A 25,982-nucleotide genomic window follows, 5' to 3' on the forward strand; every position below is an offset into this window, starting at 1 on the left:
GTCAAACCTCACTACAAAGTTTTAACGGTTTAATTTGGATGGGTTTTTGATTTTTCTTTAAATGACTGCCTTCCAAAGTTTCCATTTTCTTTTGTTCATAAATGGATTGTTCACTTAAATCTTCATAATATTTCATCCGATTCGGAGAAAGATTCAATTGTAATAACTCATCCTTATGAGATTTGGCAAGTGCCAACCCAAACTCTCGGAAACTAGATTTGTGAATGTTTAAATCCAATTCTGTCATTGCCCCACCAAGTAAAGTTGGATCATCCCATTTTTCCCATTGCATCTCCAAAGCACGGCTATATGGTCCTGTGGCATCATTTTCATCTAATAAATCCGCGATTGGTTGTAATTCTAAAAAAAGTTGGAATAATAATTCGCGGAGAGGAATTTCCTTTCCCATCAAATGAACCAGTGTATCGTTTTTTCGACCAAACCAAGTGGTAATTTCTTGGTTTTTCCTCCATTGGGCCATTTCCACCAAATCAGCCTTAGGTGATTCATGTAACATACAATAAAGTAAAACCATATGCAGGAAGTACAACCTGGATTCTTCTACTCCAATGGCCGAAAATGGATCCAAATCTAACAATCGAATTTCTAGGTATTCGACCCCTCTCTCCATTAGAGCATCCACTACGCGTTCTTCACCTTTCGGGACTTGTTTTGGCCTCACAAGGGAATAGTATTCATTCTCTAATTGTAAAACGTAATCATTCAATTGATTGGTGGCTTTTGTATTAAATTTTTTATAAGGTGCGTACGTTTTAGAAACCACTTGGCACATATCCGATGCATATTCTTTTAAAGAATTCACCGAAATTGGATATTTGCCCTGTACTTTACTTGTATAACCTATGTTTGACAATCGCAGAGTGGTTGCGTATGGGGCATTCAAGGTTTTTGGGTCTAGTTTCTGTAATTGTTTATATGATTTTGCTTCATCTATAAATGTTACGTCCGTGAGACTAGAACTGCCAAACAAATACAATAAAGCTGGTGAAATTCGATAAAAATTGCGAATGGTATCAAAGTAGATCTGAGATTTAGTATCTATCGATAGTGGTTTTTGAAATCGTTTTTCGGAAACCACCGACAACATACAACTATCAAAGGAAACATTGTAATGAACTCCTGAGATTGTTTGCATTTTTTTCCCATACCGATGCCCAAGACCATTACGATAAATCGTTTTTTTCCTACCTTCAATTGAAGTTCCATACTGTCCCACCTCAATTTTGTTATCTTGTGGTAAAACTGGAGGCATACTAAACGGCCATAACAATTCATTTTTCAATTGTTTCGCTGTAAAACTATGGAGTTCTGTTAATTCAGCCAATGCATCTGGAATCGTTTTATGTATGTTCGTTGCATATTCCACTTGGGCTTCTGCAAAATCAGTTTTGATCAGCGGGTGGGTAAGGCTAGACCCAAGTTCTTTTGGATGTGGAGTTTTTGCTAAGTTTGCATTTTCATTGACGCGAATGCTTTCCCTCTCCAAACCATGTTTTGCACTTAACAAACAATCTCTATATTCTTTTGCAAAGAGAGTGACGGTTGAATTTTTTTGTTTTGTTTTTAATAATTTTGATTTCATCGACTAAAAACCTAAAGGAACTCCTTCTCCTTTTGGATCAGAAACTCCGATCAGTTTGTCCCCTTCTTTCGACACAACGAATACTTTGGCCCTGTGCCTACCATATTGGACTTGGTAAAATGGTAGTTCTGTTTCAGGAAAATAACCTTTTAATTCAGGATCTAAAAATAATGTATCGGGCAGGAACTGGTGGTGGATTCGTGGGAAGGAAACACTTTCGTATAAATTTCTTTTTTGGACCAGATAATGGTACAATACATTAAAAATTGAGGTGGGAATTTGGGATCCACCTGGTGCCCCGATCACTAGTTTTGTCATACCATTGGCCTCGGTGAGAATGGTTGGGCTCATGCTCGAAAGGGGAGTTTTCCCAGGCATTATGGCATTCGCTTTGGAACCCACAAGTCCGTACAAATTGGGCACACCTGGGGCAATGGAAAAATCATCCATGGTATTATTCAAAACAAGGCCTGTTCCCGGTACCATTTGTACGGCACCAAAAATTCCATTGATCGACTGAGTGGAAGAAACGGCATTCCCTTCTTTATCCATCACAGAGATATGTGTTGTGTTGTACGAATCTTTTGGTTGGGCCGGATTCGAAATCGGTTTCCAGTTGCCAGATACAACTTTTTTTTCAATTTCAGATACTTCTTCTTGGATATAACTTTGTGAAGTGAGTTTGGAAACTGGAACTTCTGTAAATTTTGGATCTCCACCAAAAACGGAACGGTCTCTGTAAGAAACCCGCATGGCTTCGGTGATTTGAATGGTCTCACCCACTAGGCCAGTGGGAAAGGATTTTCGTTTGGCCATCTCAGTAACAAGTTGCATCATTGTGACCAAATGTACCCCAGAACTAGGGGGAGGCATGGTCATCATTTGGTAACCCCATAGGTTTGTGATGAGTGGTTCAGTTTCCCTCACCTGGTATTCCTTCCAATCTTCGTCACGAATAAAGCCATCAAAATTTTGGTAGAACAAGGAAACAAGTTTGGTTGTTTCCCCTTCCACCCATTCCTTTTCTTCATTTTCTGTGATCCGTTCTAAGGTTTGGAATAAGTCATTTTGAATGAGGAGTTCACCTTCCCGAATCGGACGATTATCAATCCCAAAAACCTTCTTCATCTCTGGATTCATATTTGGCCAAACTTTTGCAACAGCATTCGCCAAATCTGCGTAAACGGCATAACCATTTTTCGCATAACGCATGGCTGGCGCCATCACATCCACTAAAGAAAGTTTGCCATGTTGTTTTTGGATTTTTAATATGCCTTGGACATTCCCTGGAACACCAACACTATACACACCTTTTAGGATCTTATCAGTGTTAGGAGATCCATCCGGATTCGTATAATAAGAAGAGGTACCTTTTTTTGGTGAACGCTCCCGAAAGTCATAAGCCCATTTTCCTTTTTTAGGAAGGTATACAATTGCAAAACCACCACCAAATAGTCCAGTTGAATGTGGCCTTAGAACCGAAATGGCAAAACTTGCAGCTGCAAATACATCCACTACATTTCCACCTTTTTTCCATATCTCAACCCCTGCTTGCGAAGCAAGTGGATGGTCTGTGGCAATCATAAACTCACGACCAATTAGTTCGTAACGATCTCTTTTTTCCTGTGAACCTTGGATTTGAGGAAGTGTTGTTTCATTTCCATTTGATTTGACATTTGCTTCTAAAAAACTTTGGATTGATTCGCAACGAACAAACGATAACTGGATAAAAATGGCAAATAGGACCGAACGTTTCCTAAAAAAAGAAAATCTCAATCGAATATCCCCATTTGCATTTTAGCTTCTTCACTTGCCATTTGTCTCGGTTCCCATTTCGGATTCCAAACCACCTGAACCACTACTTCACTGATCCCATCCACACGCAGGGCATGGTTTTCAATGTCTTGTTTCATCTGGGGGCCAGCAGGACAAGCGAGGGATGTATAGGTCATCGTGACTTCAGCTTTTTCCCCTTCCACTTTTACATCGTAAATGAGTCCCAGTTCGACAAGGGAGATTCCGATTTCAGGGTCTTCGACAGAACGGATGCTATGGTACACTTCCCATTCTTTTTCAGTTTCAGGTTCTCGGATCATGGTTTACCTCAATGATTTTTAATAGGGTTTGCCAAGGCAAAAGGGCACATTTGTGTCTACTTGGGTGTGACTTCACTGCTTCTAAAAAGGATAACTCTTCTAAATCCCCAAACAAGGAAGATTCCTTTCCTTCTAAGATTTTTTTTCGTTCCGTTAGATAGGTAGAAAAGGAAGTGATTTCAAAATGTGATTGGTTTTTGTACAAAAAACCAAGGGCTGCAGAACAAATGGAACAAGACTCTCCAGAGACAGCGAGTATCTTTACTTTTTTGTTCCCCAAATCCTGGTAATAAAGTTTCACCTCGTCACCGCAAAGGGGATTCAGTGCAGACACTTCCAAAACCGGTTCTTTCGGAATTTGCCAATTGGCATACGATTTCCATTTCAGAAAATCTACATATGATTTACTTTCTAACGACACGACCAAATATCGATTTCACTTTCCCAATGGAATGGACAAGCATATCTATATCTTCTTTTGTATTATAAAAATAAAAAGAAGCCCTGCAAGTTCCAGGAATTTGTAATTGTTTCATGAGAGGTTGGCAACAATGATGGCCCACTCGGATGGCAACACCTTCTTCATCTAAAATGGAACCAACATCATGCGGATGGATCCCATCCATCGTAAAGGACACTACCCCACCTCTTTTTTCAAGATCCTCAGTTCCATAAAGGGTTAGACCACCCACTTTGTGTAATTGGTCTAACGCATATTCAGTTAACATACGTTCGTGGTCTTTGATGTTTTTCATCCCTACTTTTTGTAAGTAATCCAATGCATGAGAAAACCCAATGACCCCAGCAATGTTCGGAGTTCCTGCCTCCAATTTGGCGGGCAGTGCCGCATAAGTAGAACTTTCAAGTTCCACAGACTCGATCATATCCCCACCACCTAACCACGGTGGCATGGCTTCTAATATTGCTTCTTTTCCAAATAAAACCCCTACACCAGTAGGACCCAACATTTTATGAGCTGAAAAGGCATAAAAGTCAACATCCATATCCACCAAATGGATAGGCATATGGCAAGCCGCTTGGGCACCGTCCACAAGGACTTTTGCGCCAACTTGCCGTGCTCGGTCTATGATTTTGGATAGGTCATGGACTGTGCCTGTCACATTCGACATTTGGCTTATTGCAACTATTTTTGTACGTTTTGTAATGATCTCATTTAACTTTGATAAGTCGTAAGTAGTGTCTTCCAAGATGGGGAAAAATTTTAGGAATGCTTTTTTTTCTTGGGCCAACATTTGCCAAGGAACCAAATTTGAGTGGTGTTCTTGGACAGATAAAACGATTTCATCCCCTTCGGAAACATTTGCCCTTCCATAAGTTTGTGCTACCAAATTGATGGCATCGGTTGTCCCTCGGGTGAAGATAATGGCTTTTGCACACTGGGCTTGGAAAAAATGAGAGGTTTTGATCCTTGTCCTTTCAAAAAGTTCCGTTGCATGTTGGGAAAGGTAATACACACCCCTGTGGATGTTTGCATTTTCTTTAGCATAATAGTCGTTAGTTGCTTGAATAACAGATATCGGTTTTTGGGAAGTGGCACCATTGTCTAGATACACAAGTGGTTTTCCATTTGGCATGGTTTGGGAAAGGATGGGAAAATCCAATCGTAGTTTGTAAGGATCCAAACTCATACAGACTCCAAATCCACTTCTAAATCATTTCCGTTGACCTTTGTTGGAAAGATGGTTAGTGGTTCTGTAGCAGGTAGTGCCAAAACACTTCCATTTCGAATGTCAAACTTTGCAAAATGGCGTGGGCAAGTGATCACACAACCTTCCAATTTTCCACAAGAAATTTCTTCTCCGTCATGCGTACACGAATCTTCAAAGGCATAGTATTCATTCTCCCATTTGGTGACCGCAACAGAAAAATGCCGAGTTTTGATAACAGTCAACTTACCAACTTCGATTTCCTGAATGGAGACTAACTTTTTAAAAGCCATCATTTCCCTCCCACGAGAATGGTATGAATGGAAGATTCTAAATTTCGTTTTGTTTCTTCATCGAAACCAATGGATTGGATCGTTTCCCCATAAAAAGCAGTCACGAGTAGGGATTTTGATTCTTCGGGAGTGAGTCCCCTTGACAATAAATAAAAGAACTGTTCTTCATCAATATCCCCAACCGTTGCCCCGTGGGTACAAGATACATCTTCCGCAAGCACTTCCAATTTTGGATTGGCTTCAGCCCTTGCTTTTTTGTTCAGAGATAAATTGAAAGATTCTTGGTGTGCCACCACTTTCCTTAGATTAGGTGGAATGATCAAATTTCCTGTAAATACATGGTGGGACCTGTCAGTCACAATGGCTTTATAACTGATTTTACTTGTGGTATGGTCGGCATGGTGGTGCATTTCCATATCCATATCTTTTAGGTTTCTTTTACCGATGGCAGACACTCCGTCCACAGTCACTTCTCCACCTTTTCCCAGTAGATGAGATGTCAAAAACCATTTAGAACGAAACCCTCCAAAAGGGAAATGGTGGAACTTAAGCGATGCGTTTTCCTTAGCCAAAACGAAAACGGATCGAAACTGAATGAGATCCTCATCCAAATTTTCTTCGTCCAAAATTTCAACCACCGAATCAGATTCGGCAATCCATACATCAAAAACAGATAAGAGATGAAGGGACTCTGTCTCATGTTTTGTTTCTGTTTTCAATTGGATTTGAGTTGAACATCCTTTAGGCACATAAAAGATTCGGAAAAGAAATTTTGCATCATCACCAAACAATGTTTCCGTTGCCAAATGGAATTTTCCATCACAAAGGGAAATGGAAATCTGAGGAGCCTTTAGGATGGATAGATAAACAAAAAAATCTTTTGGTAAATACGATTTGATTAAATCTAAAATTTCTTTTTGTTTTGTTTCGGATAACAAAGGTTCAGTTTTACTATCCCCTGGATCTTTGTTCTCTGTTAGGTTGCCAATCTTTTGATTCGTTGGATCAAACCCAACCTCTTCCCACGGGATGGAGCTAATGGGAAACTTTCTGAAACTTTCCATTTTTTCCGTAGGAAACGAAATGGTTTCCCAATCTTTCTTCAGTGATTGGCAGAATTCTTGTGTGAGAGCTGGGTTTATCGTAAATTGATTTGTTTTGAGTGAGGAATTCATTTGACCCCTTCTCTCTCCAAAATCCAATCATAACCCACTTCTTCTAATTTGAGAGAAAGGTCTTTTCCTCCTGTCTCCAGAATCCTTCCATCTGCAAAGACATGGACAAAATCGGGAACTATGTAATTTAACATCCTTTGGTAGTGTGTGATGAGTAAAATGGATCGTTCTGGGTTTCTGTTTGCATTGATCCCTTCGGAGACAATTCGCAGGGCATCAATGTCAAGTCCGGAATCAGTTTCATCCAAAATGGATAAAACTGGTTTTAACAAGCTCATTTGCAAAATTTCTGCCCTTTTTTTCTCTCCACCTGAGAAGCCATCATTCACATAACGCCCAATAAACGATTGAGGCACTTCCAAAAGGTCCATCGCAGATTTTAATTCTTGTTTGAATTCTTTAACAGGTACTTCTTTCCCACGATGGGCCTTGAGAATGGATTTTAAAAAATTTCCGATGGTCACACCAGGGAGAGCTGTTGGGTATTGGAAGGACAAAAAGAGACCAAGCCTTGCCCTTTCGTCTGTTGTCATCTTGAGAATTGATTGTCCACAAAATAGAATGTCCCCTGAGGTCACCGTGTATTTCGGATGGCCGAGGATCACATTCGAAAGGGTACTTTTCCCTGATCCGTTCGGACCCATGATGGCATGGACTTCTCCTCTTCCGATGGTCAGGTTGACCCCACGGAGGATTTGTTTGTCTCCCACACTGGCATGTAGAGATTGTATTTCGAGAATTGCGGACAAGGTGGTATCCTGTTTTTTTATTTAGAATGATTCTATATTATAGACGAATCCCTGCTACCAGGAAAATCGACCACCCAAAAAAAACAAGATTCTATTCCGACCAACTCACCTGTGCAACGAGGATCTTACCTGCCATCAGAGAAAAGGTAAAGATCACATATTGGTTTTGGTTATTGATATCATACAATGGATAGGTCACACCCCATTTTTTACGGAAACGTTCCGACTCTTCTTTGTGTTTCAAGAAGTACGGTTTCCAGGCATAATTATTTCCGATTTGCCTCGACCGTTCCAAATACCCACCATTCATTCGGTCCAAATCATAAGTAGGTGTGATTTGGTAACCTTCCGCATCACAGACAAAGACCTTTAAGATCTCACGGGGAAGAGAGCCAAGGATTTGCCCAAAACGATACGGGAAATCTTCCTCACTGGAGTCAGAAAGTTCATAAAACAAATCTTGTAATTGGTCGATGATTTTTTGTTCTCGGATGCCCTTCTCTCTGAGTTCTCTAGAGCGAACCCCCGAAAAGTTTTCCAAAACGGATTTCATTTTGTCAGAGAACGTATTGCGATTTAAAAAATGAGGGTTTGGGGTAGAAAAATAATAGCCTTGGAGGAGATTGGCTCCCATCGATAAGGCCAAGTTTACCTCTTCTTCTGTCTCAATCCCTTCAAAGAGGAGTTGGCTCCCTAGTTTTTGGCTCATTTCGGAAATGGCACCAAGGACCTGTTTGAAGGAATTTTTATTCAAACTCTCTCGCATGATCTTAATGTCCACTTTCATGATGTCGGGGTGGAGGTAACCAATGCGTTCCAAATTGGAAAACCCAGTCCCCAAATCATCGATGGCAATTTTTAATCCATAATCCCGAAAGATTTGGACGATTTGGATGAGCCGGTCAATGGACCCATCAAATTCGTCCTCTGTGATTTCGATCACCACTTGGTTGCGGTCAATCCCATACTTTTCAATGAGTTGGATGATATGGAAATTCTCAGCAAAAAGATCCGTATGATGCACCCGCGAGAGGAAGTTTGGCATCATATTAAAAAATAATTTCGTCCGAAGGTTACTTTCCTTTAGGGTTTGTACAGCCTTCTCCCGTAAAATCCGATCAATGTTATAAACAGGAACGGGGTCTTGTTCCCGATTGTGGAAGAGACCACCTAAGGATTTATAGGTGTTTTCTTCGGGATTGAACTGCCTGCCGAGTACTTCGTACGCAGAAATGGAGCGATTGATGGCATTGACGATGGGTTGGAAATGAGGGACAAAATATGTCTCGTTCCAAAACTGGTTTCCTTCCGTTGATTCCGTTATGAACATGGTTCCCTTTCTTCCAAGCTAAAAGGGAGTTCCAATCTGGCAAGAAAATTTCCACAAATTTGAAACAAAATCGACCCATTTATGACCCACAGAATTCATAATTGTGTCATTTTGCCTCAAATAGAATACCCATCCGGGATGGCAGAATGCCTTGGAACAACGATGATCCCGTCGCGGATCCGGATGTATTCGTCTTCGTATTCTTGTAAGTTTTGTTCGTTTAACAGCCGAACGTTGGCGCCAATGGCACAGTCTTTGTCGACAATTGTCCGTCGTATTTCACAGTTAGGTCCAATGCCGATTGGGATTTTTCCTGACTTCCGATCAAAGTAACCGTAGTGGTCAAGGCCCATGATGATGGAATCAAAGATCTTTGTCCCTGAAGCAATGATTTGGCGCACACCGATGATGGAACGGTGCACCTCACATTGGTTAAGAATGGTTCCTTCTGAGATCAAAGCTTGGTTCACGACCGCCTGATTGATCTTTGACGGTGGTAGAGCCCTCGCCCGCGTGTAAATTGGGGTTTTTTCTAAGTATAAATTGAATTTTGGAATGTGATCGGTTAACATCAAATTGGCTTCGTAAAATGCTTTGATGGTTCCAATGTCTTCCCAATAACCATCGTAAGTATACGCCTTCACCTTTCGTTCTTTAATGGCCTTCGGTAGGATTTCCTTACCAAAGTCTGCCAAACCTCTATCTTCTAATACATCGATTAAGGTAGAGGTATTAAAAATATAAATCCCCATATTGGCAAGGAAGGTTCCATTTTCTGTCCTACAGGATTCCACTTGCGATAGGTCTTGTGGTTTTTCGATAAACTCCTGGATGGTCCCCCCAATCCCTGCTTTCACAATGCCAAGTCCATAAATTTGGTCTTCGGGAATCGCATTGGTAGCCACTGAAATTTGTGTTTCCGGGTCCATCAAATGGCTTTGCATAAAATCCGCCAAATCCATGTTATACAACTGGTCCCCTGAGAGGATGAGAACATATTTGGGTTTTTGTTCACGGATGTATGGTAATACTTTCCTTACCGCATCGGCAGTGCCTTCAAACCAATTGGCGCTGGAAACGGTTTGTTCTGCGGCAATGATTTCGACAAAACTCTTTTGGTGGATGTTGTTAGTCGCGTACGTGCGGTTGATGTGGCGGTTCAGCGAATACGAGTTAAACTGGGTGAGTATGAAGATTTTTTCGAATCCACTGTTCAGAGAATTGGAGATTGGGATATCAATCAATCGATACTTGCCACCGAAACTCACGGCAGGTTTTGATCGTTTTTCAGTCAGAGGCAAAAGCCTCGTCCCCTTTCCCCCACCTAGAATGATTGTAAGGACTTCATCTTTTTTGAGGATAAAATCCACACAGTCAATTGAGTCTTCTTGGAATCGCATACCTATCCTTATAAGGAGATTTGACGAAAAAGCAAGAAAAGGAAATCGAAGATTCTAATTTTTTAAAAGAGCTTCTAAGATTTGTTTGCCATCCATTTTTCCTGTGTAAGGATTCATGGCTCGTTCTGGGTGAGGCATCATACCAAGGACATTTCCTTTTTCATTGCAGATCCCTGCGATGTCATGTAATGATCCATTTGGATTTTCGCTGTAACGAAAGACCACTTGGCCATTTTTTTCTAATCGTTCTAAAGTTTCTGCATCAGCAAAGTAAGCACCTTCGCCATGGGCAATGGGGATAGAAAGGTTACCTTGCATTTTCTTTGCAAATGCATTTTCTTTCACAGGAACAAGTTCCACATCTTTGCAAATGTATTTGAGAGTGCGATTGTGCAAAAGGGCACCTGGTAACAATCCAGATTCTGTCAGAATTTGGAAACCATTACAAACACCGAGTACCTTCCCACCTTTGTTGGCATACTTTACCACTGATTCCATGGAAGGGCTAAATTTTGCCATGGCCCCACAACGAAGGTAATCGCCAAAGGAAAATCCACCAGGCAACACGACTAGATCTGGTACATCATCAAAGGAATCTTTGTACCAAGTGTAGTTGACATCGGCTTGAAAGGTATCCTGTAAGACAGTTCCCACATCCTTATCACAATTGGATCCAGGAAAGGTAACAACTCGCACTTTCATTGTGACTCTACCACCAATTTGTAAGTTTCAATCACTTGGTTTACGAGCACGGATTCACAAATTTCTTTTGCAATTGATTCTGCTTCTTGTAAGGAAGAGGCATTCAATTTGATTTCAATGTACTTTCCAACACGTAAGTCTTGGATTTGCCCCTTCCCTTGGTCATGGAGGGTACGGAGAACGGTTTGTCCTTGTGGGTCTAGGACTGATTCTTTGAGGGTGACGTTTATTTTTGCGACAAACATAAGTTGATTTTCTCTTCCAATTCCAAGTATTTTTTACGCAGTTCCAGGATCAAGGATTCGGGAAGTTTGGGAGGTGGTGGATTTTTATCCCAAGAGGTCGATTCGAGCCAATTCCGAAGGATTTGTTTGTCGAAACTTGCAGGTGTTTTTCCCAAAACATAAGTGGAAGCATCCCAATACCGGGACGAATCCGGGGTCAAAATTTCATCAATGAGAATGGGTTCCCCATCCAATAGTCCAAATTCAAATTTTGTATCACAAAGAAGGATCCCTTGTTTTGCCATCAGAGTGTGTGCCTCCGCATACAAATTTAGGGAAATTTGTTTTACCTTCTGGAATAAAGCAGTGCCCACTTCTTTCTCCATTGTGGCTTCACTCACATTTTCATCATGGCCAGAATCGTTTTTCCGTGCGGGTGTGAAAATTGGTGTGGGGAATTGATAGGATTCTTGCAACCCCTTGGGATAGGGAGTTTCCGCGATGGTCCCCGTTTGTAAGTATTCCTTCCAAGCGGAACCAGTCAAATACCCACGCACCACACATTCAAAATCGATGCGTTTTGCCTTTTTGACAAGGACAGAACGACCCACAACTGCCTCATGATTTTGGTAGGGTTTCGGAAATAAATTCGGATCATCCGTGACCAGGTGGTTTGGGATCTCACGGAAATGATGGAACCATTTTGTGGAAATCCGAGTGAGGATTTTTCCTTTTCCTTCGACGGGTTCTGAAAAGACAACATCAAAAGCCGAAATCCGATCTGTTGCAACAAGTAATAACTCATCACCCAGATCATACACATCCCTCACCTTACCTTTATAATGCGGATTTGGAATCATAATTGGATACACACCATTGCCATATCGTCACTCGGAGTGGATGAACCACAAAACTCTAAAATTTTATTTTGAACTGTTGGTAAAATATCATTCCCCGACTGGACAGAAGAATGGAAAATTTCTTTCATTCCATCTTCTGTGATGTATTCCAATTTGGAATTCATCGCTTCACTTGCACCATCGGTATACATAAAAAACTTGGAGCCTGGTTTTAGTGAAACCGCTTGCACCTCATCATTGGCAACCATATTGATGCCCATGATCATAGGACTCATACCTTTTAATAATTTTGTTTCCCCATCCATAAATACAATTGGAGCCGGATGCCCACCATTGATATAGGAAAGATTTAAATCTTGGTCTATGATCGCGTAACAAAAAGTAATGGCATAATCTTCAGGTAGGACTAACTCCATATTTTTACGCAAATGGGACACTCGTTCTTTAAGACCCATATTGGGAACCAAATTGAATAACTGCATTTTGAACATGGCTCCAATGAGAGCGGCACTAGGCCCGTGCCCCGAACAGTCGGCAATTACGATATGAAGTTTTTTTTCTTCAATCCATGTATCAACAAAATCCCCACCGATTTGAAGGTAAGGGTGGAATAAGGTTTGGGCTTTGATCCCATTCCAAATAAAACTTTTTTCAGGGATGAGTTGGTCTTGCACACGCCTTGCGGTCTGTAGTTCCTTTTCGTATTTACTTTTTTGTTGGTAGAGTTCATCTTGTAGGTCTTTTAACCGAATCACCGAATGGATTTTTGCAACCAACTCACGTTTGTTAAAGGGTTTATTGATAAAATCATCCCCTCCATTTTTCATTGCTTCTTGGAATCCCACTTCCCTATCAATGGATGTAATGAATAAAATAGGAAGTAGTTTAAATTGGTCCATTTCACGGAGTTCCCGACAAAAGGAAAATCCATCTTGGACGGGCATATTGACATCTAAAAGTAGTGTATCGATCTTAGTATTGAGTAAAACCAAACGCGCTTCTTCTGCTGAATAAGCGGTGTACGTTTTAAAACCTTCTTGTAATAATAGATACTTAAGAAGTTCCACATTTTCAGGAACATCATCAACGATGAGAATGGTATGTTGTGTTTCCGTTTGGCCCATTTGGGTTTAGTCCATCTCCGCCCTTAGGCTGTGTTTTAATTCCTGGAGTTTTTCATTCCGATTGGAAACCAAGAATAATATCAGAAACAAAAAATGATAGGCAAACACCCCTAACCAAAGAGTTCGTTTCATATCTAAATCCATTCCCCCTTTGCCAAGCACACTGCCTGGATGATTGCCTGGATTCTCAATCCACCGAATGGCGCCCCATGTGAGAACAGCACTCATGGCACAAAGTACAGAAAGGTAAGCAGATAAAATTGCCTTTTTTTTACGAGAAGGAACGAGATACCGAAAGATAAAATAACTAAGTAAGGACAAACAAAGGATAAAAAAGGACTGTAACCTAGCATCTGTTTTGTCCCAAGGGACTCCCCAAGCACTGTAAGCCCAAATGGGTCCAGAAAACAAAACACCTACTGCAAATACAAAAGCCAATTGGTTTGCCGTAAAGGCAAGCCTATCCCAAAGTAAATTTTTTTGAAACAAATACACAAGCGAAAAGACAAAGGAGAGAAGAGGACCATATAACGCTACCCATGCGACTGGTACATGAAGGTAAAAAATTCTGTGGCTTAAGCCCTGCTCCAAAATCACATTTGGATAGAGGATGGAAACAAATACTGCAATCACTAACGAAAAACAGACTACCAAGTAAAACAATAAGTCAATGGTGGGGTGAAGTAATTGTATTTTACGTTCCATTTTTTTCCAAATTTTCAGGAAGGATAAGAAATTCTAGGAGAAAATCGAATCCCACTACTCATTCTTTAAGGTTTCTACCATAACAGAACCCAATGTTGCATAAAACAAAAGGAAAAATAACAAAAGACCGACAGACGGTAAATAAAAACCGGCTTCCATCCAATACCGATTCTCTGCTTCCAAACCAAACAAAAACAAAGGGATCGAAAATGGTAATTGCAAAAGTGGAATGATGATTTCTTTGAGTCGGCTTTCAAAGGCGATGATCCCAAGGGATACACCCAAAAATACAAGCGAACCACTCCCCAAACTCGCGAAGAGCCACTCTCCCAAACCTCGGTCTAAACTCATATTTTGAAAGAAAACAGAAAGTACAAGGACAAGGAATGCGTTCACAAGGATCGTACAAAACCAAATCGCTAAACATTTACTGGTGTACAAGGCAGTGGGACTTACGTAACTCAAACTTGCTTCCCAACCCATTGATTCTCTTTCTTCCCAAAGGCTTTGGCTCACGATGACAAAGTTCAAAAGGAAAATGATGGCCCATTTCAATCCACGGATACTCCGAGCAGACAAAATCTCATTCACTTCAATGGAAGTATAAAAAATAAACACAACTGAAACACTTAAAGTGAACAGTGAGACAATTCCCCCGAGAGATCTCCCAATGAGAAAAAAATCTTTTTTTAATAGGCTAAGAAACAATGACTTTCCCCTGCTTGATGAGAATTTGGCCAGTACATTGTAACTCGCTTGGAACGGAATGCAGGACAATGAGGATTAATTTTTTTTCTTTTTCTTCGTTTAAAATCCTACTGAAGACAGCTGATGATTCGGCATCAAGCCCAGTGAATGGTTCATCAAATAAAATGATATCAGCAGAAGACAAAACGGCTCTCATGATGGCTACTTTTTGTTTCATCCCACGGGAATACAAATGGATGGGATCGAGTTTCCTTTTTTCTAATCGAAAGAGTTGGATGAGTTCCTCCCTTCGTTTCTGCGAGTGATTCCCATCCAAGGCAGCAAAATAACGTAAGTTTTCTTCCAAATTGAGCGATGAATAAAAACCGAGTTCATGGCCCAGGTAAGTTATCTTCTTTTTTCCATCTGGCCAAATCCATTTCGGAGATGTTTTCGCATCATGGTATATTTTTTTCAATAAAGTGGACTTACCAACACCATTTTCCCCAAGTATGGCAAACATCCCTCTTTCAAAAAAACGAAGGTTCACCTCTCGCAGGATGGTTTTTTCGCCGACAGTAATAGTGAGGCCATTTGTTTCTAAAATGGTTCGGTCCATTCTTCACCATGTTTCACCACCTATTCACATTCGCACTTCTGTTTTTATTTCCGACTCTGGTTTGGGGGCAAAAACTCATCGGGAACAAGGAATACCCAGAGTTACTTTGGGGAAAGGATGAAGAATTTGATACCTCTGATTTTCCCAATGGGTCTTTTATCTATCATAAAGATGACTTTATCTTAGCACGTGGGAAATTGTACCAAGGAGAGCCTCCCAAGTCGAATGGGAGTTTTACCTACGGAACTGAAATCATTACCAACTCTGGCAAATGGAATAATGATACCATTGACATCCTTCTGAATGGAAAACCGAACATGCGCGGGGAAGTGATCAAACGACTGGAAGCAGGCATCCGCTTTGACCCACAATTTTTTCCCTTTCGGTACAATTTAGGACGTTTGTATTCGTTAGAAATGAAATATGAAAAGGCACTTGTTGAATTTGAATATGCCAAAGCCGAAATGCCGGACTATTACAAAACCTATTTGCATATTGGAATTTTATCAGAGATCACAAGGCAAATTTATTATGCCATTATGAATTATAAATTGGCTGTTGAAAAAAATCCTTATGATACAGAGGCACTGATCCGGCTTGCCGACCACTATTTAGAAACAGGATTGAAAAACCGTGCCCTACTGTATTTGAACAAAGCCTTAAAAATTGAAGAAGAAAGTCCCAATGTCAAACTTGGGTTTGCTCGATTGGAAATGGAAAAAGGAAATTATCATATCGCATATAAAATTTTTAACCGAACCAGTTTGACTACAGGGGAAGGAAAATTAAAACCTTACGATAAAAAATTCCACTACTACTTTGCAGAAACTGCATCCAAAGTAACGGACTATGAAACTGCGGAAGAACAGTATACAAAGATGTTAAGTTTTACAAATGATCCTTTTTTTGCGACAGTATCTTCTAAAGTCATCGCAAGGAGAAGAGACATTGCGAAAAAGTTTGCGGAAGCAAAAAGAACTCAATTGGATGACTCCGAAGAAGAAGTGTCTCCACCAAATGAATGAGACCTGGCTCTTATCAGTTCTTGCATCAGGTTTGATTTTGGATTTTTAAAAATCTCTTTTGGGTTTCCCGATTCTGTGATTTGCCCACCTTCCAAAACAAATAATTGGTCACACATAAACGATAAAAAACCAATATCATGAGAGACAATGAACATTCCCAATTGGTGAGTCCGATTCCTTTCTTTTAATTCCTCCGCGATTTTTTTTTGCACAAGTACATCCAATGCGGTGACAGGTTCATCTAACAAAAGATATTCGGGATTTGCCAACATTGCTCGTACGATGGCAAATCGTTGTAATTGCCCACCACTTAACTCGTTTTTGGTTTTATCAAATAGTTCCTTTTGTAAACCAAATGAATGGCAAATCGTTTCTACCTTATCCCATTCTTCTTTCTTTTCTTTTGAACTTAGAGTAAACTTTTTTTGGATGCGAATGGGTTCGAGTAATAATTCTCCAATACTTCCAAATGGAGAAAAACTTCCGAAGGGATCTTGGAACACGGGTTGGAGGATCGGAGTTGGTTTTTTACCAAGAGGGATTCCCTTCCAATCCATATCACCCTCCCATTTGTATCCTGCTTCGGTGGTTAGTAGACCTAAGGCCAAACGAAAGAGAGTGGATTTTCCAGACCCCGACCTACCCACAAGGCCAGTGATTTCATTTGTGTTTGCTTGCAAAGAAATTTGATTGAATAGATTCCTTTGCCCAATGGATACAGAAAGATTTTTAATCGTAAACATATCTCTCTTTCGATAAAATCATTGCATTCTAAATTTCCCAAACAAGTGTAAGGGTAGGATCAGGGAGAGAGAACGATTGGAAACGATAAAAATCACAGAAGTGGGACCAAGAGATGGATTACAAAACGAAAAAAGCATTCTCTCCACTCAGGATAAATTTGAATTCGTAACTCGTCTAGTAGAATCCGGTGCCAAACACATTGAACTCACTTCCTTTGTGAGAAAGGATCGAATCCCACAGATGGGGGATGCTTCCGAACTTGCCGCTCTGGTCTTACCTAAGTTTGGATCCCAGGTCCAATTTTCTTGTCTCACACCGAACCCAAAGGGATATGAAGCTGCCCTTGCCGCTGGATTTAAAGAAGTCGCGGTCTTCACTGCCACCTCAGAATCCTTTACCAAAAAAAATATCAATATGACGGTCTTAGAAAGTTTTTCATCCTTCCAACCGATTTTTGACAATGCCAAAAAGGATGGGGTCAAAGTGAGAGGTTATATTTCTACCGTGATTTCTTGTCCCTACGAAGGGAAAATCAAACCTGAAAAAACATTAGAGGTCGCAGAACGCCTATTAGATGCAGGAGCTTATGAAATTTCCTTGGGGGAAACCATTGGTGTTGCGGTCCCCTCGGAAGTGGAATCCTTACTCGAAGTGCTACTAAAAAAGATCCAGGCCTCTTCTCTAAATTGCCACTTTCATGATACCTATGGAATGGCCATTGCCAATGCCAAACAAGCTCTCACGATGGGCATACGTAGTTTTGATAGTTCCGCAGGAGGGCTTGGAGGGTGTCCATATGCAAAAGGAGCAGCAGGGAATGTAGCAACCGAAGACCTAGTATATTTTTTAACGAAGGAAGGGTATGAAACAGGTATCAATTTGGAAACACTAGTCCAAGTGAGCCAATTTATGGAATCCAAACTTGATAGAAACCTGAATTCCCGAACCTACATTGCCAAAAAAAATGTTGGATGATGGTTCTCTACTCAAATCCAAACTCAACCAACTCATAGCAAAGTACAAAAACGTATCCTACTTGGAAACAGACCCAATCTGTTTTCCCAAACGTTACAAAGATCCACTCGATATCGAAATTGTTTCACTCATCTCTTGCCTTTTTGCTTATGGAAATGTGAAAAACATACAAAATTTTTTAGATCCCATTTTCCAATCGATGGGAGACTCACCCTCTCAATTCCTTGTGAACCATCATTTCTCTAATTCCAATTTCCCAAAAACTGGCAAAGGCTATCGTTTCCAATCAAATGAGGATGTAGTCATATTTTTTAAGACTTTGCAACGAATCCTCAGCGAAAATAAGAATTCTAGTCCCATCTTTGAATCATACTTTTTAGATCAAAATGGCCAATTTGATCCGAATGGCTCATTTCAAAATTTCCAAAAACAGTGGGAATCAGAAATCCTTCTGACCGCAAAAACAAAAGTCCTGACTTACGGATTACAATTTTTAATTGGTAAATGGAAATCCAAATCACCCAAAAAAAGAATCTCTCTTTTTCTAAGATGGATGGTCCGAAGAAAATACCCTGATTTTGGATTGTATAGAAAAATCAAACCAAACCAAATCCCCTATCCTATGGATGTACACATCCAAAAACTCATAAAAGTTTTGGGCATTCAAAAACAAAACAATATCCAATTGCAAGATGCGTTTGCACTTACCGAATTTTTCCGAAAGGTAAATTCCGTAGATCCAGTGTTATACGACTTTTATTTGACCCGCGTTGGGATTATCAACCGGTGTAAAGGTCGTTATGAGGAAATGATTTGTAAGGGATGTGAGTTGAATGAGGTTTGTTTGGTAGTGCCACGGGGAATTGAACCCCGATTGCAAGGATGAAAACCTTGTGTCCTAACCATTAGACGATGGCACCGTTTTGTGAACGAACCAAGAATTCTAAGAACTCTTGTTTTTGAGTCGTCGGGGATTCGAACCCCGGACCCATTCCTTAAAAGGGAATTGCTCTACCAGCTGAGCTAACGACTCGTTCTGTAGCCAAGAATATCGAACCACCTTTCTCGGTCAACAACTACTTAAAAAAAAGATTGAGAGTCCCTCTTTTTTTTAATCCATAATGATCGTGTGGTCACGATCAGGTCCTGTAGAAACAATTCCAATTTTAGTTTTTACTAAGTCTTGTAAAGACTTAATGTAAGACTGACAAAGTGTCGGCAACTTAGAGAATGAGTTGATACCAGAGATATCATCCTTCCATCCTTTAAACTCAGCAAACAACGGTTTGACGTCTTCCAATCCTTGTGAAGGAAAAAAATCTAATTTTTTACCTTTGTATTCATATCCAACCACAACTGGAATGGAATCATAATGGCTGAGAACATCTATTTTTGTTAAAACGAGTGAATTGATTCCGTTAACGGTTACAGCATGTTTGATCATTTGTACATCAAACCAACCACATCGTCTTGGCCGACCAGTCGTAGAGCCGTATTCTCCACCTAACTTGCGTAGCACGTCGCCTGCCTCACCTAAAATTTCAGAAGGGAAAGGGCCTTCCCCCACACGTGTGGCATAGGCTTTCGTAATGCCGATCACATCTTGCAAATACCGGAAACTGACACCAGAACCTGCAAGTGCACCACCCGTAGTCGGATTGGAACTTGTTACGTAAGGATAGGTTCCAAAATCGATATCAAGCCCTGTCCCTTGTGCTCCTTCCAGTAACACCCTTTTTCCTTTTTCCAATTCCGAATTGAGGTAGTATACCGTGTTCACGATATTTTTTCCCATTTTATCTGCAAAATCCAAAAGGAAATCATACATCTCATTTAGATTCACAGGTTCTAAATCGTAATACTTCACTAACTCTTGGTTTTTCACTTCCAAGATATGACCCAATTTTCGTTTTAAATTGTCTTTATCGAGGAGATCCCCCGCACGGACTCCATTTCGAAGCATTTTGTCCGCATAACACATCCCAATTCCCTTTTTCGTGGTTCCAATTTTACGTTCAGGGGAAGAACCAGCTTCTCTTGCTTCATCGATCAAACGATGGTAAGGGAGTAAAATATGGCAGGAATCACTGATGAGTACCTTGTCCTTCACGCGAAAGCCATGTGTTTCTAAGTCAGCACATTCTTTTAAAAAATATTCTGGATCCAGAACAACCCCATTCCCAATCACACAAGTGGTATTATCGTAAATGATTCCAGAGGGAACCAAATGAAAGATGTATTTTTTCCCACCCACAACAACAGTATGACCCGCATTGGCCCCACCTTGGTACCGAACAATGATATCTGTATCTTTTGAAAGGTAATCAATTACTTTTGCCTTTCCTTCATCACCCCACTGGGCTCCAACAACTAAATTTGCAGGCATAAATCCCTCATTTTTCCTTATTTAACAATACTTCGATTGAATCCAAATGCAGCGCAAATCCACATGCATCTTTTGGAATTCCAGTAAAACTCGCATACAATTCATTATAAACGCCACCAGCAAATACTGGCTCTGGATCTTGTTCCACATACCCTTGGAACATAAAACCAGTGTAATACGATATGTCCCTGACAAGAGAAGGGTCCCATATACAAGAAATGGATTTCATTTGTTTATTCCATACTTCAAAAAAAGAAGTGATTCCTTTTATCTCTTCTTGGATCAAAAGCATCTCTTCTTTTGTTAAAACCTTCTCCAAAAGATTGAGGAAAGTTTGAATTTCACTAGAAGGAATTGGTTTTAACAATAAATGGATGATCTCCATATGAGAATCTTTTGTATTCTCTCGTGCTGCTAATGACAAAAGTTCCGGGATATTTTTTGTATATAAAAACTGTCGTAAAACTTTTGTTTGTTCTTCATTCCATCCCAGGATTTGCAAAAGAGAGCGAAAAAATGAGGAATGACCAAACACGATGGTAAAAGATCGATTGGGTAAAGTATGACTCCAAAGTTTTTCTAAAATTTGGATTTGAGAAATTAAGTGGTTGGTATCACTTTTTCCTAGACTTTCGACTCCAATCTGAAGTATCTCACGGCGAGAGGCGTTTCGTTTTTTATGATCTCTTATTTTTTTAGCAAAGTAGTATACGTTTTGGTTTTCTTCCCAATGGGACCTTGCCGCCATACCTTTTACCACCTGTAAGGTGAGGTCAACTCCAGGGGAAAGTTCATTTCCATCCCAGTCTTTCGTGACAAGTAAACTTTCGACCCCATCTTGCAACTGAGAACGAAATGAATTCGAATAATCAAAACTAGGTAATGTGATTTCAGAATACCCTTCTCTTTCAAAGAGTTCCGAAAATGTTTGTAGTAAAATTCGCCGGTTTTTACTTTCTTCTGGTCCTAAAAAATGAAATCCATCGGGAATCCATTTCTGTTCCGAGGAAATTGATTTGTTTTTTTGATTCATACCGGGATCTCGATCACCCAAGAAGTCAGGTTAGAGAAATCCTGGATTTACGCAATCAAATGTAAAAATCGAATAGACAAATCGAAACTTTTCAGTACGCTGATGTCGGTTTAGAGGCATACATGACAGAAAAAGAAGCCACTTTGGGACGTTGGCACAAAGAATTTTTTGAAAACATTCACTTATTTGTAAAATCCGGTCTTTCGGAATCTGAAGCAAAATCCATTTTAGAGGAATTCTTAGTTCTATCACAAGCCACTCCAAAGCCTAAGGTGATGGAAATCTTCCAAGAACCAGAGCGTTTGGAGGAAATCGGGGTCTATACAGACATTCGTCCGGAACCTCGCGACTTTATGCTCAAATTCCTCGACCCAATCATGAAGAAATTCAAAGTAGAGGGAACTGAAAACCTAAAACTCCTGGACGGCATCATCGGCAAATACCCTGTCACACTCATCTCAAACCATTTAAGCCATTTGGACGCTCCCGCTATCTTCACACTGCTCTACAATTCAGGACCCGAGGGCCGTAAAATTGCGGAATCCCTAGTCTTCATTGCAGGCCGCCTTGCCTTTGAACCAGACTTCACTCGGCTTGGGCTTTATATGTTCGGGACCTTACTTGTTTGTTCCAAAAAGGACATGGCAGACAATCCTTCCCTTTCCGATGTAATGACGAAGATCAATATGCGTGCCTTTCGGAATTCCCAAAAACTACAGTCCGATGGGAAGGTCATCTCCATCTTCCCAGAAGGTACAAGGTCAAGGGATGGAAGGCTCATGCCATTTGTGGACACCGTGTACCATTATGTTGCCAACAAAGTCATTTTACCCATTTCCCTGGAAGGAACGGAAAAAATCCTACCCATCGAAGGACTTCTCTTCAACCAAGCCGTAGGAAAACTTGTCATCGGCAAACCCGTACTAGTTGGAGAATTAACCAAAAAGGAGATGGAGAGTTTTCCATCTCATATCGAACAAATTTCATTTCCAGGAACGGGTGATAAAAAACAGTTCATCATCGATAACCTGGCACTTCTTGTTGGCAGTAACCTCAACAAACACAAACATGGAACCTATCGAAACTTATACCGGGGTGATGTAAGGGAAACAAACCAACTCATTTCCCTACCAAAAAAACCAGACGAACACGTAGTCATCATTGGTTCTTCCAACATGTCTGTGGCCTTCGCTTGTATCCTTGCCAACAAAAATGTAAAAGTTACGATCTACCATCCCGATTCGGAAATGGTAACTCGTAGCAATGAAGAAAGGCGAGATATCATCCACTACCCAATTTACAAACTCCCACCAAACATAGAGTTTTCGGATAGTCCCGATGTTTTAGAATCCGCAACCCTTTTTGTACAAGGGACAAACCCATGGGAATTTGATGCAGTTTATTCCAAAATCAGGACCTACTTACAAAAAAACAAATCCCCAATGGTGAATGTGATCAAAGGATTTACTGGTTCGAAAAAAGGTCTCATCCTAGAAGATTTAAACGAACTGCTTCTGATCGAAAGGGATCGGTTGGCTGTGGTCTCTGGAGCATGTTACCCAGACCAAATCATGGAACGAAAAATCTCCGGATTTGAAATTTCAGCATTTGAAGATTCCCTGATCCCCAAACTAAAAGAACTTTTGACAAATAATTATGTATTCACTAGGCCTGCCATCAATTCTAGGGATACCAAAGGAGTACAGTTAGGTGGTGCATTGAAAACTATTTATGCACTTGCGATGGGACTCGTAGAAGGTTATTTCAAACGTGAATTAGGTGGAAACGTAGACAATACCCTATTCCATTTGAGTAACCGATTCTTTAATGAAATGGTATCCATTGGAGTTTTACTAGGAGGAGACCCTACCACTTTTAATGGTTTGTCGGGTATGACAGATTTTATGTTGGCTTGTTTTGGATCAGACACGAGGGATCGAAAGTATGGGTATGACCTTGCCTATGGCACAAGACCCGAAAAAATCACCAACGGTTTTTATGGATTAAAGGTATTGCCAAACCTCATCCAACTCGATGAAAAACGCCACCCAATTGTTGCGTCCGCATACAAAACTGTGATTCAAAATGAAGATTTTGATCTCGTAGCCGAAGAGTTACAAAAACAATTGGCTAGAGTTTAGGGATCGAAACGATAAAAACCGTTTGGCCAGGTTCGGAATAAAAACGAATTTGGCCTTTATGCCTTTCTTCCACTGATTGTTTTACAATCCCAAGCCCAAGTCCAGTCCCTTCCCCTTTTTCTTTTGTGGTGTAAAATGGTTCAAAAATTCGTTTTTGGATGGGTGTTGGAATCCCTGGACCATTGTCCTTGATGGACACTTCCACATCGGTGTTTGTTTCTTCTACTTGCACGGTGAGTTTTCCTTTGAACTGCATCGCTTGTAAGGCATTGTAAATTAAGTTGGTCCAAATTTGGATGAGTTCGTCAGGGTAACCAGAAACCACTGGATTGGCATTGTACAAACGAATGCATTCAATCCCTGATTTCATTTTGTTTTGGTAGAGGGTAAGTACGGTTTCAATTGTCTCAACAACATTGGTTGGAATTTTAACCGATCCCCTATCCATCCTACCATAATTTTTTAAACTATAAACAATTTTGGAAGTTCGTTCAACGGCCAAACGGATGGATTCGATACTACGTAGGGCATGGAGTTCATTTAGGATGATGCTGAGAATCGGAGTATTCTTTAGTTTCAAAACGAAATTCGTATTTTCTAATATATAGTCAGAGACACCCAAATCGACAATCCGGTCTGCCAAATCATACGCTGTATCGATACCTGTTGAATGGAAGAGAGACTCCAAATTCTTTTTGATTTTACGGGTTTCCGCAAAGTTATGGGTTTTGGGTTTCACTTGGAAAAGTTCGGTAATCCATCGTATGATTTCGTCTGCATCCGAATCCGAATACTTTCCCATACATTGTCTAATTTCCAGTAACCTTTCCCCAAAACCAGTCAATCGGTTTTGCAACTGTTCACTAAACGCAGAAATTGCGGCAAGTGGGTTGTTGATTTCATGGGCCACACTCGCAACCAGTTGGCCAAGGGTGGCCATTTTTTCAGAAAGGATCAATTGGTCTTGGGTTTTTTGAAGGTCTTCTAGAATACGATTCAGTTCCTTGGTTCGCTCTTTTACGGCAAACTCTAAAGCTTCCTTATTTTGTTTGGCTTCTGTGATATCGATTAAGATTGCAAGTAAGGTAATCCTTCCATCATGGTTGAGAAGGGTATTTCCAGAAACCACATGGCGTATTTCACCAGACTTCATGCGGATACTCGCCTCCATCCCTGTGCTCCAACCTTTCTTTTGGACTTCCGCCATCAGCCGAGCCCTGTCCAATTTTGTGATCCAAATATTCAAATCGTGGGAAGTGCGACCAATGATTTCCTCTCGGCTAAATCCAATTAGCCGGCAATACGCTTCATTGACATCATCATACCTTCCCGTTTCAGCATTGGATAAACTCACCGCCGCCGGGTTCAAACGGAAGACACTTTCAAATAATTCTTTGCTGATTTTGAGTTCTTTTTGGAGGGCATTGGCCAAGTTCTCTTTTTCTTTTAAAGCCGTTATATTTTGCCCTGCACTGAGAAGGTATTTACCACCTTCCACAATTTTTCCACTAAAAAGGACAGTAACGGTTTCACCGGTTTTCGTCACCAGTGGGACTTCAAAGTTTAAAACAAATCCATCTGTTTTTAGTTTGGAGAGGATCACGTCGCGATCGGAAAGATTGGAATAAATCCCTAAATCAACTGTCGTTTTTCCAATCACCTCTTCCCTTTTTCTCCCAAGCCACTGGCAGTAGACTTCGTTTGCTTCCACATAAAGTCCCGTTTGCAAATCAGTGATGGCCATCCCAATCGGGCTTTCGGAAAAGCTGGTAAACCAAATTCGGTCTGAGATAGGAAGAGAGGATTCCATAGTTTTCGGAGGTTAAAGGCTAATGGAAGTATGGATTGAGGCAATAAAAAAACCTACCTAAGATTTCCCTTAAGTAGGTTTTTCTAGCAAAGAATTCGTGTTAGCGGACTAAATTTATTTAGCAGCCGCTACCTTTTCTTTTTTAGCCTTTTTCGGTTTTTCTTCCTTTTTGGCCGGTTTTTTCTCTTCACGTTTTGCTCTAACTTCTGCTTTTAGTTCGTCTTGCGTTTTGCGATCCACAAGTTCTAAAATGCCCATCGCAGTGTTATCTGAAGGACGGTTCACAAGTCGAATGATCCTTGTATACCCACCCACTCTTTCTGCATAACGATTGGCAAGATCTTTCAAAAGTTTTGTTACGATTTCTTGGTCACCAAGATGGCTGTAAAGGTATCTTGTATTGTGAAGGATCGCAGCATTTTTCTTTTGTTCATCCAAATTTGCTAAGTTGGCATCTAGATTTTTTTTCGCTCTAGTGATGATTCGTTCTGCATAAGAACGAGCCACTTTTAACTTCGCCACAGAAGACTCAATTCTTTCATGACGGAGGAGAGAGATTACCATATTTTGGATCATAGCTTTTCTATGATCTGCGGATCTATTGAGTTGTTTAACTTTATTTCGTTTGTTCATC

Annotated in this window: 26 protein-coding genes and 2 tRNA genes; 4 read left to right on the forward strand and 24 right to left on the reverse strand. The window is 40.5% G+C overall.

The annotated features are described in order from the left end of the window. Position 1: 1 nt before the first annotated feature. The 17 genes from gshA to EHQ62_RS00595 form a co-directional block, all read right to left on the reverse strand. Positions 2 to 1,603, reverse strand: a complete 1,602-nt coding sequence (gene gshA / locus EHQ62_RS00515; protein WP_135640345.1) for a glutamate--cysteine ligase — start codon at positions 1,601 to 1,603, stop codon at positions 2 to 4. A gap of 3 nt (positions 1,604 to 1,606) precedes the next feature. Beyond that, on the reverse strand, positions 1,607 to 3,379 hold the full coding sequence (gene ggt / locus EHQ62_RS00520) for a gamma-glutamyltransferase (protein WP_135640346.1): 1,773 nt from the start codon (positions 3,377 to 3,379) through the stop codon (positions 1,607 to 1,609). Further along, the gene (locus tag EHQ62_RS00525; RefSeq protein ID WP_135640347.1) at positions 3,376 to 3,699 is read right to left on the reverse strand and encodes a metal-sulfur cluster assembly factor; all 324 of its coding nucleotides are present in this window, start codon (positions 3,697 to 3,699) and stop codon (positions 3,376 to 3,378) included. Before EHQ62_RS00525 ends, ggt begins: the two co-directional genes overlap by 4 nt. Next, positions 3,683 to 4,120 carry an iron-sulfur cluster assembly scaffold protein gene (locus EHQ62_RS00530; RefSeq protein WP_135640392.1) on the reverse strand — a complete coding sequence of 146 codons (438 nt, stop codon included), beginning with the start codon at positions 4,118 to 4,120 and terminating at the stop codon, positions 3,683 to 3,685. Before EHQ62_RS00530 ends, EHQ62_RS00525 begins: the two co-directional genes overlap by 17 nt. Next, the gene (locus EHQ62_RS00535; protein ID WP_135640348.1) at positions 4,104 to 5,348 is read right to left on the reverse strand and encodes a cysteine desulfurase; all 1,245 of its coding nucleotides are present in this window, start codon (positions 5,346 to 5,348) and stop codon (positions 4,104 to 4,106) included. The genes EHQ62_RS00530 and EHQ62_RS00535 overlap by 17 nt, the downstream gene beginning before the upstream one ends. Then, positions 5,345 to 5,659 carry a Rieske (2Fe-2S) protein gene (locus tag EHQ62_RS00540; RefSeq protein WP_167482818.1) on the reverse strand — a complete coding sequence of 105 codons (315 nt, stop codon included), beginning with the start codon at positions 5,657 to 5,659 and terminating at the stop codon, positions 5,345 to 5,347. The genes EHQ62_RS00535 and EHQ62_RS00540 overlap by 4 nt, the downstream gene beginning before the upstream one ends. Then, positions 5,659 to 6,834 carry a SufB/SufD family protein gene (locus EHQ62_RS00545; RefSeq protein WP_135640350.1) on the reverse strand — a complete coding sequence of 392 codons (1,176 nt, stop codon included), beginning with the start codon at positions 6,832 to 6,834 and terminating at the stop codon, positions 5,659 to 5,661. The genes EHQ62_RS00540 and EHQ62_RS00545 overlap by 1 nt, the downstream gene beginning before the upstream one ends. Beyond that, the gene (sufC, locus tag EHQ62_RS00550) at positions 6,831 to 7,583 is read right to left on the reverse strand and encodes a Fe-S cluster assembly ATPase SufC (protein WP_135640351.1); all 753 of its coding nucleotides are present in this window, start codon (positions 7,581 to 7,583) and stop codon (positions 6,831 to 6,833) included. The genes EHQ62_RS00545 and sufC overlap by 4 nt, the downstream gene beginning before the upstream one ends. A gap of 91 nt (positions 7,584 to 7,674) precedes the next feature. Next, on the reverse strand, positions 7,675 to 8,913 hold the full coding sequence (locus EHQ62_RS00555) for an EAL domain-containing protein (protein ID WP_135640352.1): 1,239 nt from the start codon (positions 8,911 to 8,913) through the stop codon (positions 7,675 to 7,677). Between the two features lie 116 nt (positions 8,914 to 9,029). Further along, positions 9,030 to 10,313: a sugar phosphate nucleotidyltransferase gene (locus EHQ62_RS00560; protein WP_135640353.1), complete on the reverse strand. Its 1,284-nt coding sequence runs from the start codon at positions 10,311 to 10,313 to the stop codon at positions 9,030 to 9,032. A gap of 54 nt (positions 10,314 to 10,367) precedes the next feature. After that, entirely contained in the window at positions 10,368 to 11,015 is a 648-nt protein-coding gene (gene purQ, locus EHQ62_RS00565) for a phosphoribosylformylglycinamidine synthase subunit PurQ (RefSeq protein ID WP_135640354.1), read from the reverse strand. Next, entirely contained in the window at positions 11,012 to 11,260 is a 249-nt protein-coding gene (gene purS / locus EHQ62_RS00570) for a phosphoribosylformylglycinamidine synthase subunit PurS (protein ID WP_135640355.1), read from the reverse strand. Before purS ends, purQ begins: the two co-directional genes overlap by 4 nt. After that, complete coding sequence (locus tag EHQ62_RS00575) at positions 11,242 to 12,099, reverse strand: phosphoribosylaminoimidazolesuccinocarboxamide synthase (RefSeq protein WP_135640356.1); 858 nt, start codon at positions 12,097 to 12,099, stop codon at positions 11,242 to 11,244. The genes purS and EHQ62_RS00575 overlap by 19 nt, the downstream gene beginning before the upstream one ends. Beyond that, positions 12,096 to 13,223 carry a PP2C family protein-serine/threonine phosphatase gene (locus EHQ62_RS00580; protein ID WP_135640357.1) on the reverse strand — a complete coding sequence of 376 codons (1,128 nt, stop codon included), beginning with the start codon at positions 13,221 to 13,223 and terminating at the stop codon, positions 12,096 to 12,098. The genes EHQ62_RS00575 and EHQ62_RS00580 overlap by 4 nt, the downstream gene beginning before the upstream one ends. A 6-nt stretch (positions 13,224 to 13,229) precedes the next feature. Beyond that, positions 13,230 to 13,928 (reverse strand): cytochrome c biogenesis protein CcsA, encoded by a 699-nt coding sequence (ccsA, locus tag EHQ62_RS00585; protein WP_135640358.1) that lies wholly within the window; start codon positions 13,926 to 13,928, stop codon positions 13,230 to 13,232. Positions 13,929 to 13,982: 54 nt separating this feature from the next. Continuing rightward, positions 13,983 to 14,636 (reverse strand): heme exporter protein CcmB, encoded by a 654-nt coding sequence (locus tag EHQ62_RS00590; protein ID WP_135640359.1) that lies wholly within the window; start codon positions 14,634 to 14,636, stop codon positions 13,983 to 13,985. After that, entirely contained in the window at positions 14,626 to 15,234 is a 609-nt protein-coding gene (locus EHQ62_RS00595) for an ATP-binding cassette domain-containing protein (protein WP_135640360.1), read from the reverse strand. Before EHQ62_RS00595 ends, EHQ62_RS00590 begins: the two co-directional genes overlap by 11 nt. Before the next feature lie 8 nt (positions 15,235 to 15,242). Between EHQ62_RS00595 and EHQ62_RS00600 the strand changes: the two genes are divergently transcribed. After that, the gene (locus EHQ62_RS00600) at positions 15,243 to 16,259 is read left to right on the forward strand and encodes a tetratricopeptide repeat protein (RefSeq protein WP_135640361.1); all 1,017 of its coding nucleotides are present in this window, start codon (positions 15,243 to 15,245) and stop codon (positions 16,257 to 16,259) included. On the opposite strand, the gene EHQ62_RS00605 is transcribed toward EHQ62_RS00600, so the two are convergent. Next, positions 16,214 to 17,002 carry an ABC transporter ATP-binding protein gene (locus EHQ62_RS00605; protein ID WP_135640362.1) on the reverse strand — a complete coding sequence of 263 codons (789 nt, stop codon included), beginning with the start codon at positions 17,000 to 17,002 and terminating at the stop codon, positions 16,214 to 16,216. The two genes, EHQ62_RS00600 and EHQ62_RS00605, sit on opposite strands and share 46 nt — an antisense overlap. A gap of 76 nt (positions 17,003 to 17,078) precedes the next feature. On the opposite strand from EHQ62_RS00605, the gene EHQ62_RS00610 reads away from it, so the two are divergent. Beyond that, positions 17,079 to 17,978, forward strand: coding sequence for a hydroxymethylglutaryl-CoA lyase (locus tag EHQ62_RS00610; protein ID WP_135640363.1), 900 nt, complete (start codon positions 17,079 to 17,081; stop codon positions 17,976 to 17,978). Beyond that, complete coding sequence (locus tag EHQ62_RS00615; protein WP_135640393.1) at positions 17,968 to 18,864, forward strand: TIGR02757 family protein; 897 nt, start codon at positions 17,968 to 17,970, stop codon at positions 18,862 to 18,864. Before EHQ62_RS00610 ends, EHQ62_RS00615 begins: the two co-directional genes overlap by 11 nt. Here EHQ62_RS00615 and EHQ62_RS00620 read toward each other — a convergent pair. The 4 genes from EHQ62_RS00620 to EHQ62_RS00635 form a co-directional block, all read right to left on the reverse strand. Continuing rightward, a tRNA-Glu gene (locus EHQ62_RS00620) sits at positions 18,824 to 18,898 on the reverse strand. The two genes, EHQ62_RS00615 and EHQ62_RS00620, sit on opposite strands and share 41 nt — an antisense overlap. A 40-nt stretch (positions 18,899 to 18,938) precedes the next feature. Beyond that, positions 18,939 to 19,011 (reverse strand) — tRNA-Lys (locus EHQ62_RS00625). A gap of 78 nt (positions 19,012 to 19,089) precedes the next feature. Then, a complete protein-coding gene (locus EHQ62_RS00630; protein WP_135640364.1) occupies positions 19,090 to 20,364 on the reverse strand; it encodes an adenylosuccinate synthase in 1,275 nt (424 codons plus the stop codon). A gap of 7 nt (positions 20,365 to 20,371) precedes the next feature. Next, positions 20,372 to 21,397: an ATP phosphoribosyltransferase regulatory subunit gene (locus tag EHQ62_RS00635; protein ID WP_135640365.1), complete on the reverse strand. Its 1,026-nt coding sequence runs from the start codon at positions 21,395 to 21,397 to the stop codon at positions 20,372 to 20,374. A gap of 122 nt (positions 21,398 to 21,519) precedes the next feature. Between EHQ62_RS00635 and EHQ62_RS00640 the strand changes: the two genes are divergently transcribed. Continuing rightward, a complete protein-coding gene (locus tag EHQ62_RS00640) occupies positions 21,520 to 23,538 on the forward strand; it encodes a 1-acyl-sn-glycerol-3-phosphate acyltransferase (protein ID WP_135640366.1) in 2,019 nt (672 codons plus the stop codon). Here EHQ62_RS00640 and EHQ62_RS00645 read toward each other — a convergent pair. Both EHQ62_RS00645 and rplQ read right to left on the reverse strand, forming a co-directional pair. Then, positions 23,528 to 25,348 carry a PAS domain-containing sensor histidine kinase gene (locus EHQ62_RS00645; RefSeq protein ID WP_135640367.1) on the reverse strand — a complete coding sequence of 607 codons (1,821 nt, stop codon included), beginning with the start codon at positions 25,346 to 25,348 and terminating at the stop codon, positions 23,528 to 23,530. The two genes, EHQ62_RS00640 and EHQ62_RS00645, sit on opposite strands and share 11 nt — an antisense overlap. Before the next feature lie 114 nt (positions 25,349 to 25,462). Further along, positions 25,463 to 25,981: a 50S ribosomal protein L17 gene (gene rplQ / locus EHQ62_RS00650; protein ID WP_135640368.1), complete on the reverse strand. Its 519-nt coding sequence runs from the start codon at positions 25,979 to 25,981 to the stop codon at positions 25,463 to 25,465. Position 25,982: the final 1 nt, after the last annotated feature.

The sequence above is a fragment of the Leptospira jelokensis genome, assembly GCF_004769635.1.
Lineage (GTDB): Bacteria > Spirochaetota > Leptospiria > Leptospirales > Leptospiraceae > Leptospira_A > Leptospira_A jelokensis.

What these genes read in the sequence shown, in the direction of transcription:
- EHQ62_RS00560 (WP_135640353.1), bottom strand. Translation starts at nt 10,313, where the DNA reads ATGCGATTCCAAGAAGACTCAATTGACTGTGTGGATTTTATCCTCAAA.
- EHQ62_RS00645 (WP_135640367.1), bottom strand. Translation starts at nt 25,348, where the DNA reads ATGGAATCCTCTCTTCCTATCTCAGACCGAATTTGGTTTACCAGCTTT.
- EHQ62_RS00635 (WP_135640365.1), bottom strand. Translation starts at nt 21,397, where the DNA reads ATGAATCAAAAAAACAAATCAATTTCCTCGGAACAGAAATGGATTCCC.
- EHQ62_RS00540 (WP_167482818.1), bottom strand. Translation starts at nt 5,659, where the DNA reads ATGGCTTTTAAAAAGTTAGTCTCCATTCAGGAAATCGAAGTTGGTAAG.
- EHQ62_RS00615 (WP_135640393.1), top strand. Translation starts at nt 17,968, where the DNA reads ATGTTGGATGATGGTTCTCTACTCAAATCCAAACTCAACCAACTCATA.
- EHQ62_RS00605 (WP_135640362.1), bottom strand. Translation starts at nt 17,002, where the DNA reads ATGTTTACGATTAAAAATCTTTCTGTATCCATTGGGCAAAGGAATCTA.
- purS (WP_135640355.1), bottom strand. Translation starts at nt 11,260, where the DNA reads ATGTTTGTCGCAAAAATAAACGTCACCCTCAAAGAATCAGTCCTAGAC.
- EHQ62_RS00580 (WP_135640357.1), bottom strand. Translation starts at nt 13,223, where the DNA reads ATGGGCCAAACGGAAACACAACATACCATTCTCATCGTTGATGATGTT.
- gshA (WP_135640345.1), bottom strand. Translation starts at nt 1,603, where the DNA reads ATGAAATCAAAATTATTAAAAACAAAACAAAAAAATTCAACCGTCACT.
- ccsA (WP_135640358.1), bottom strand. Translation starts at nt 13,928, where the DNA reads ATGGAACGTAAAATACAATTACTTCACCCCACCATTGACTTATTGTTT.
- EHQ62_RS00545 (WP_135640350.1), bottom strand. Translation starts at nt 6,834, where the DNA reads ATGAATTCCTCACTCAAAACAAATCAATTTACGATAAACCCAGCTCTC.
- EHQ62_RS00595 (WP_135640360.1), bottom strand. Translation starts at nt 15,234, where the DNA reads ATGGACCGAACCATTTTAGAAACAAATGGCCTCACTATTACTGTCGGC.
- EHQ62_RS00630 (WP_135640364.1), bottom strand. Translation starts at nt 20,364, where the DNA reads ATGCCTGCAAATTTAGTTGTTGGAGCCCAGTGGGGTGATGAAGGAAAG.
- purQ (WP_135640354.1), bottom strand. Translation starts at nt 11,015, where the DNA reads ATGAAAGTGCGAGTTGTTACCTTTCCTGGATCCAATTGTGATAAGGAT.
- EHQ62_RS00555 (WP_135640352.1), bottom strand. Translation starts at nt 8,913, where the DNA reads ATGTTCATAACGGAATCAACGGAAGGAAACCAGTTTTGGAACGAGACA.
- rplQ (WP_135640368.1), bottom strand. Translation starts at nt 25,981, where the DNA reads ATGAACAAACGAAATAAAGTTAAACAACTCAATAGATCCGCAGATCAT.
- EHQ62_RS00640 (WP_135640366.1), top strand. Translation starts at nt 21,520, where the DNA reads ATGACAGAAAAAGAAGCCACTTTGGGACGTTGGCACAAAGAATTTTTT.
- EHQ62_RS00575 (WP_135640356.1), bottom strand. Translation starts at nt 12,099, where the DNA reads ATGATTCCAAATCCGCATTATAAAGGTAAGGTGAGGGATGTGTATGAT.
- EHQ62_RS00535 (WP_135640348.1), bottom strand. Translation starts at nt 5,348, where the DNA reads ATGAGTTTGGATCCTTACAAACTACGATTGGATTTTCCCATCCTTTCC.
- EHQ62_RS00525 (WP_135640347.1), bottom strand. Translation starts at nt 3,699, where the DNA reads ATGATCCGAGAACCTGAAACTGAAAAAGAATGGGAAGTGTACCATAGC.
- EHQ62_RS00600 (WP_135640361.1), top strand. Translation starts at nt 15,243, where the DNA reads ATGTTTCACCACCTATTCACATTCGCACTTCTGTTTTTATTTCCGACT.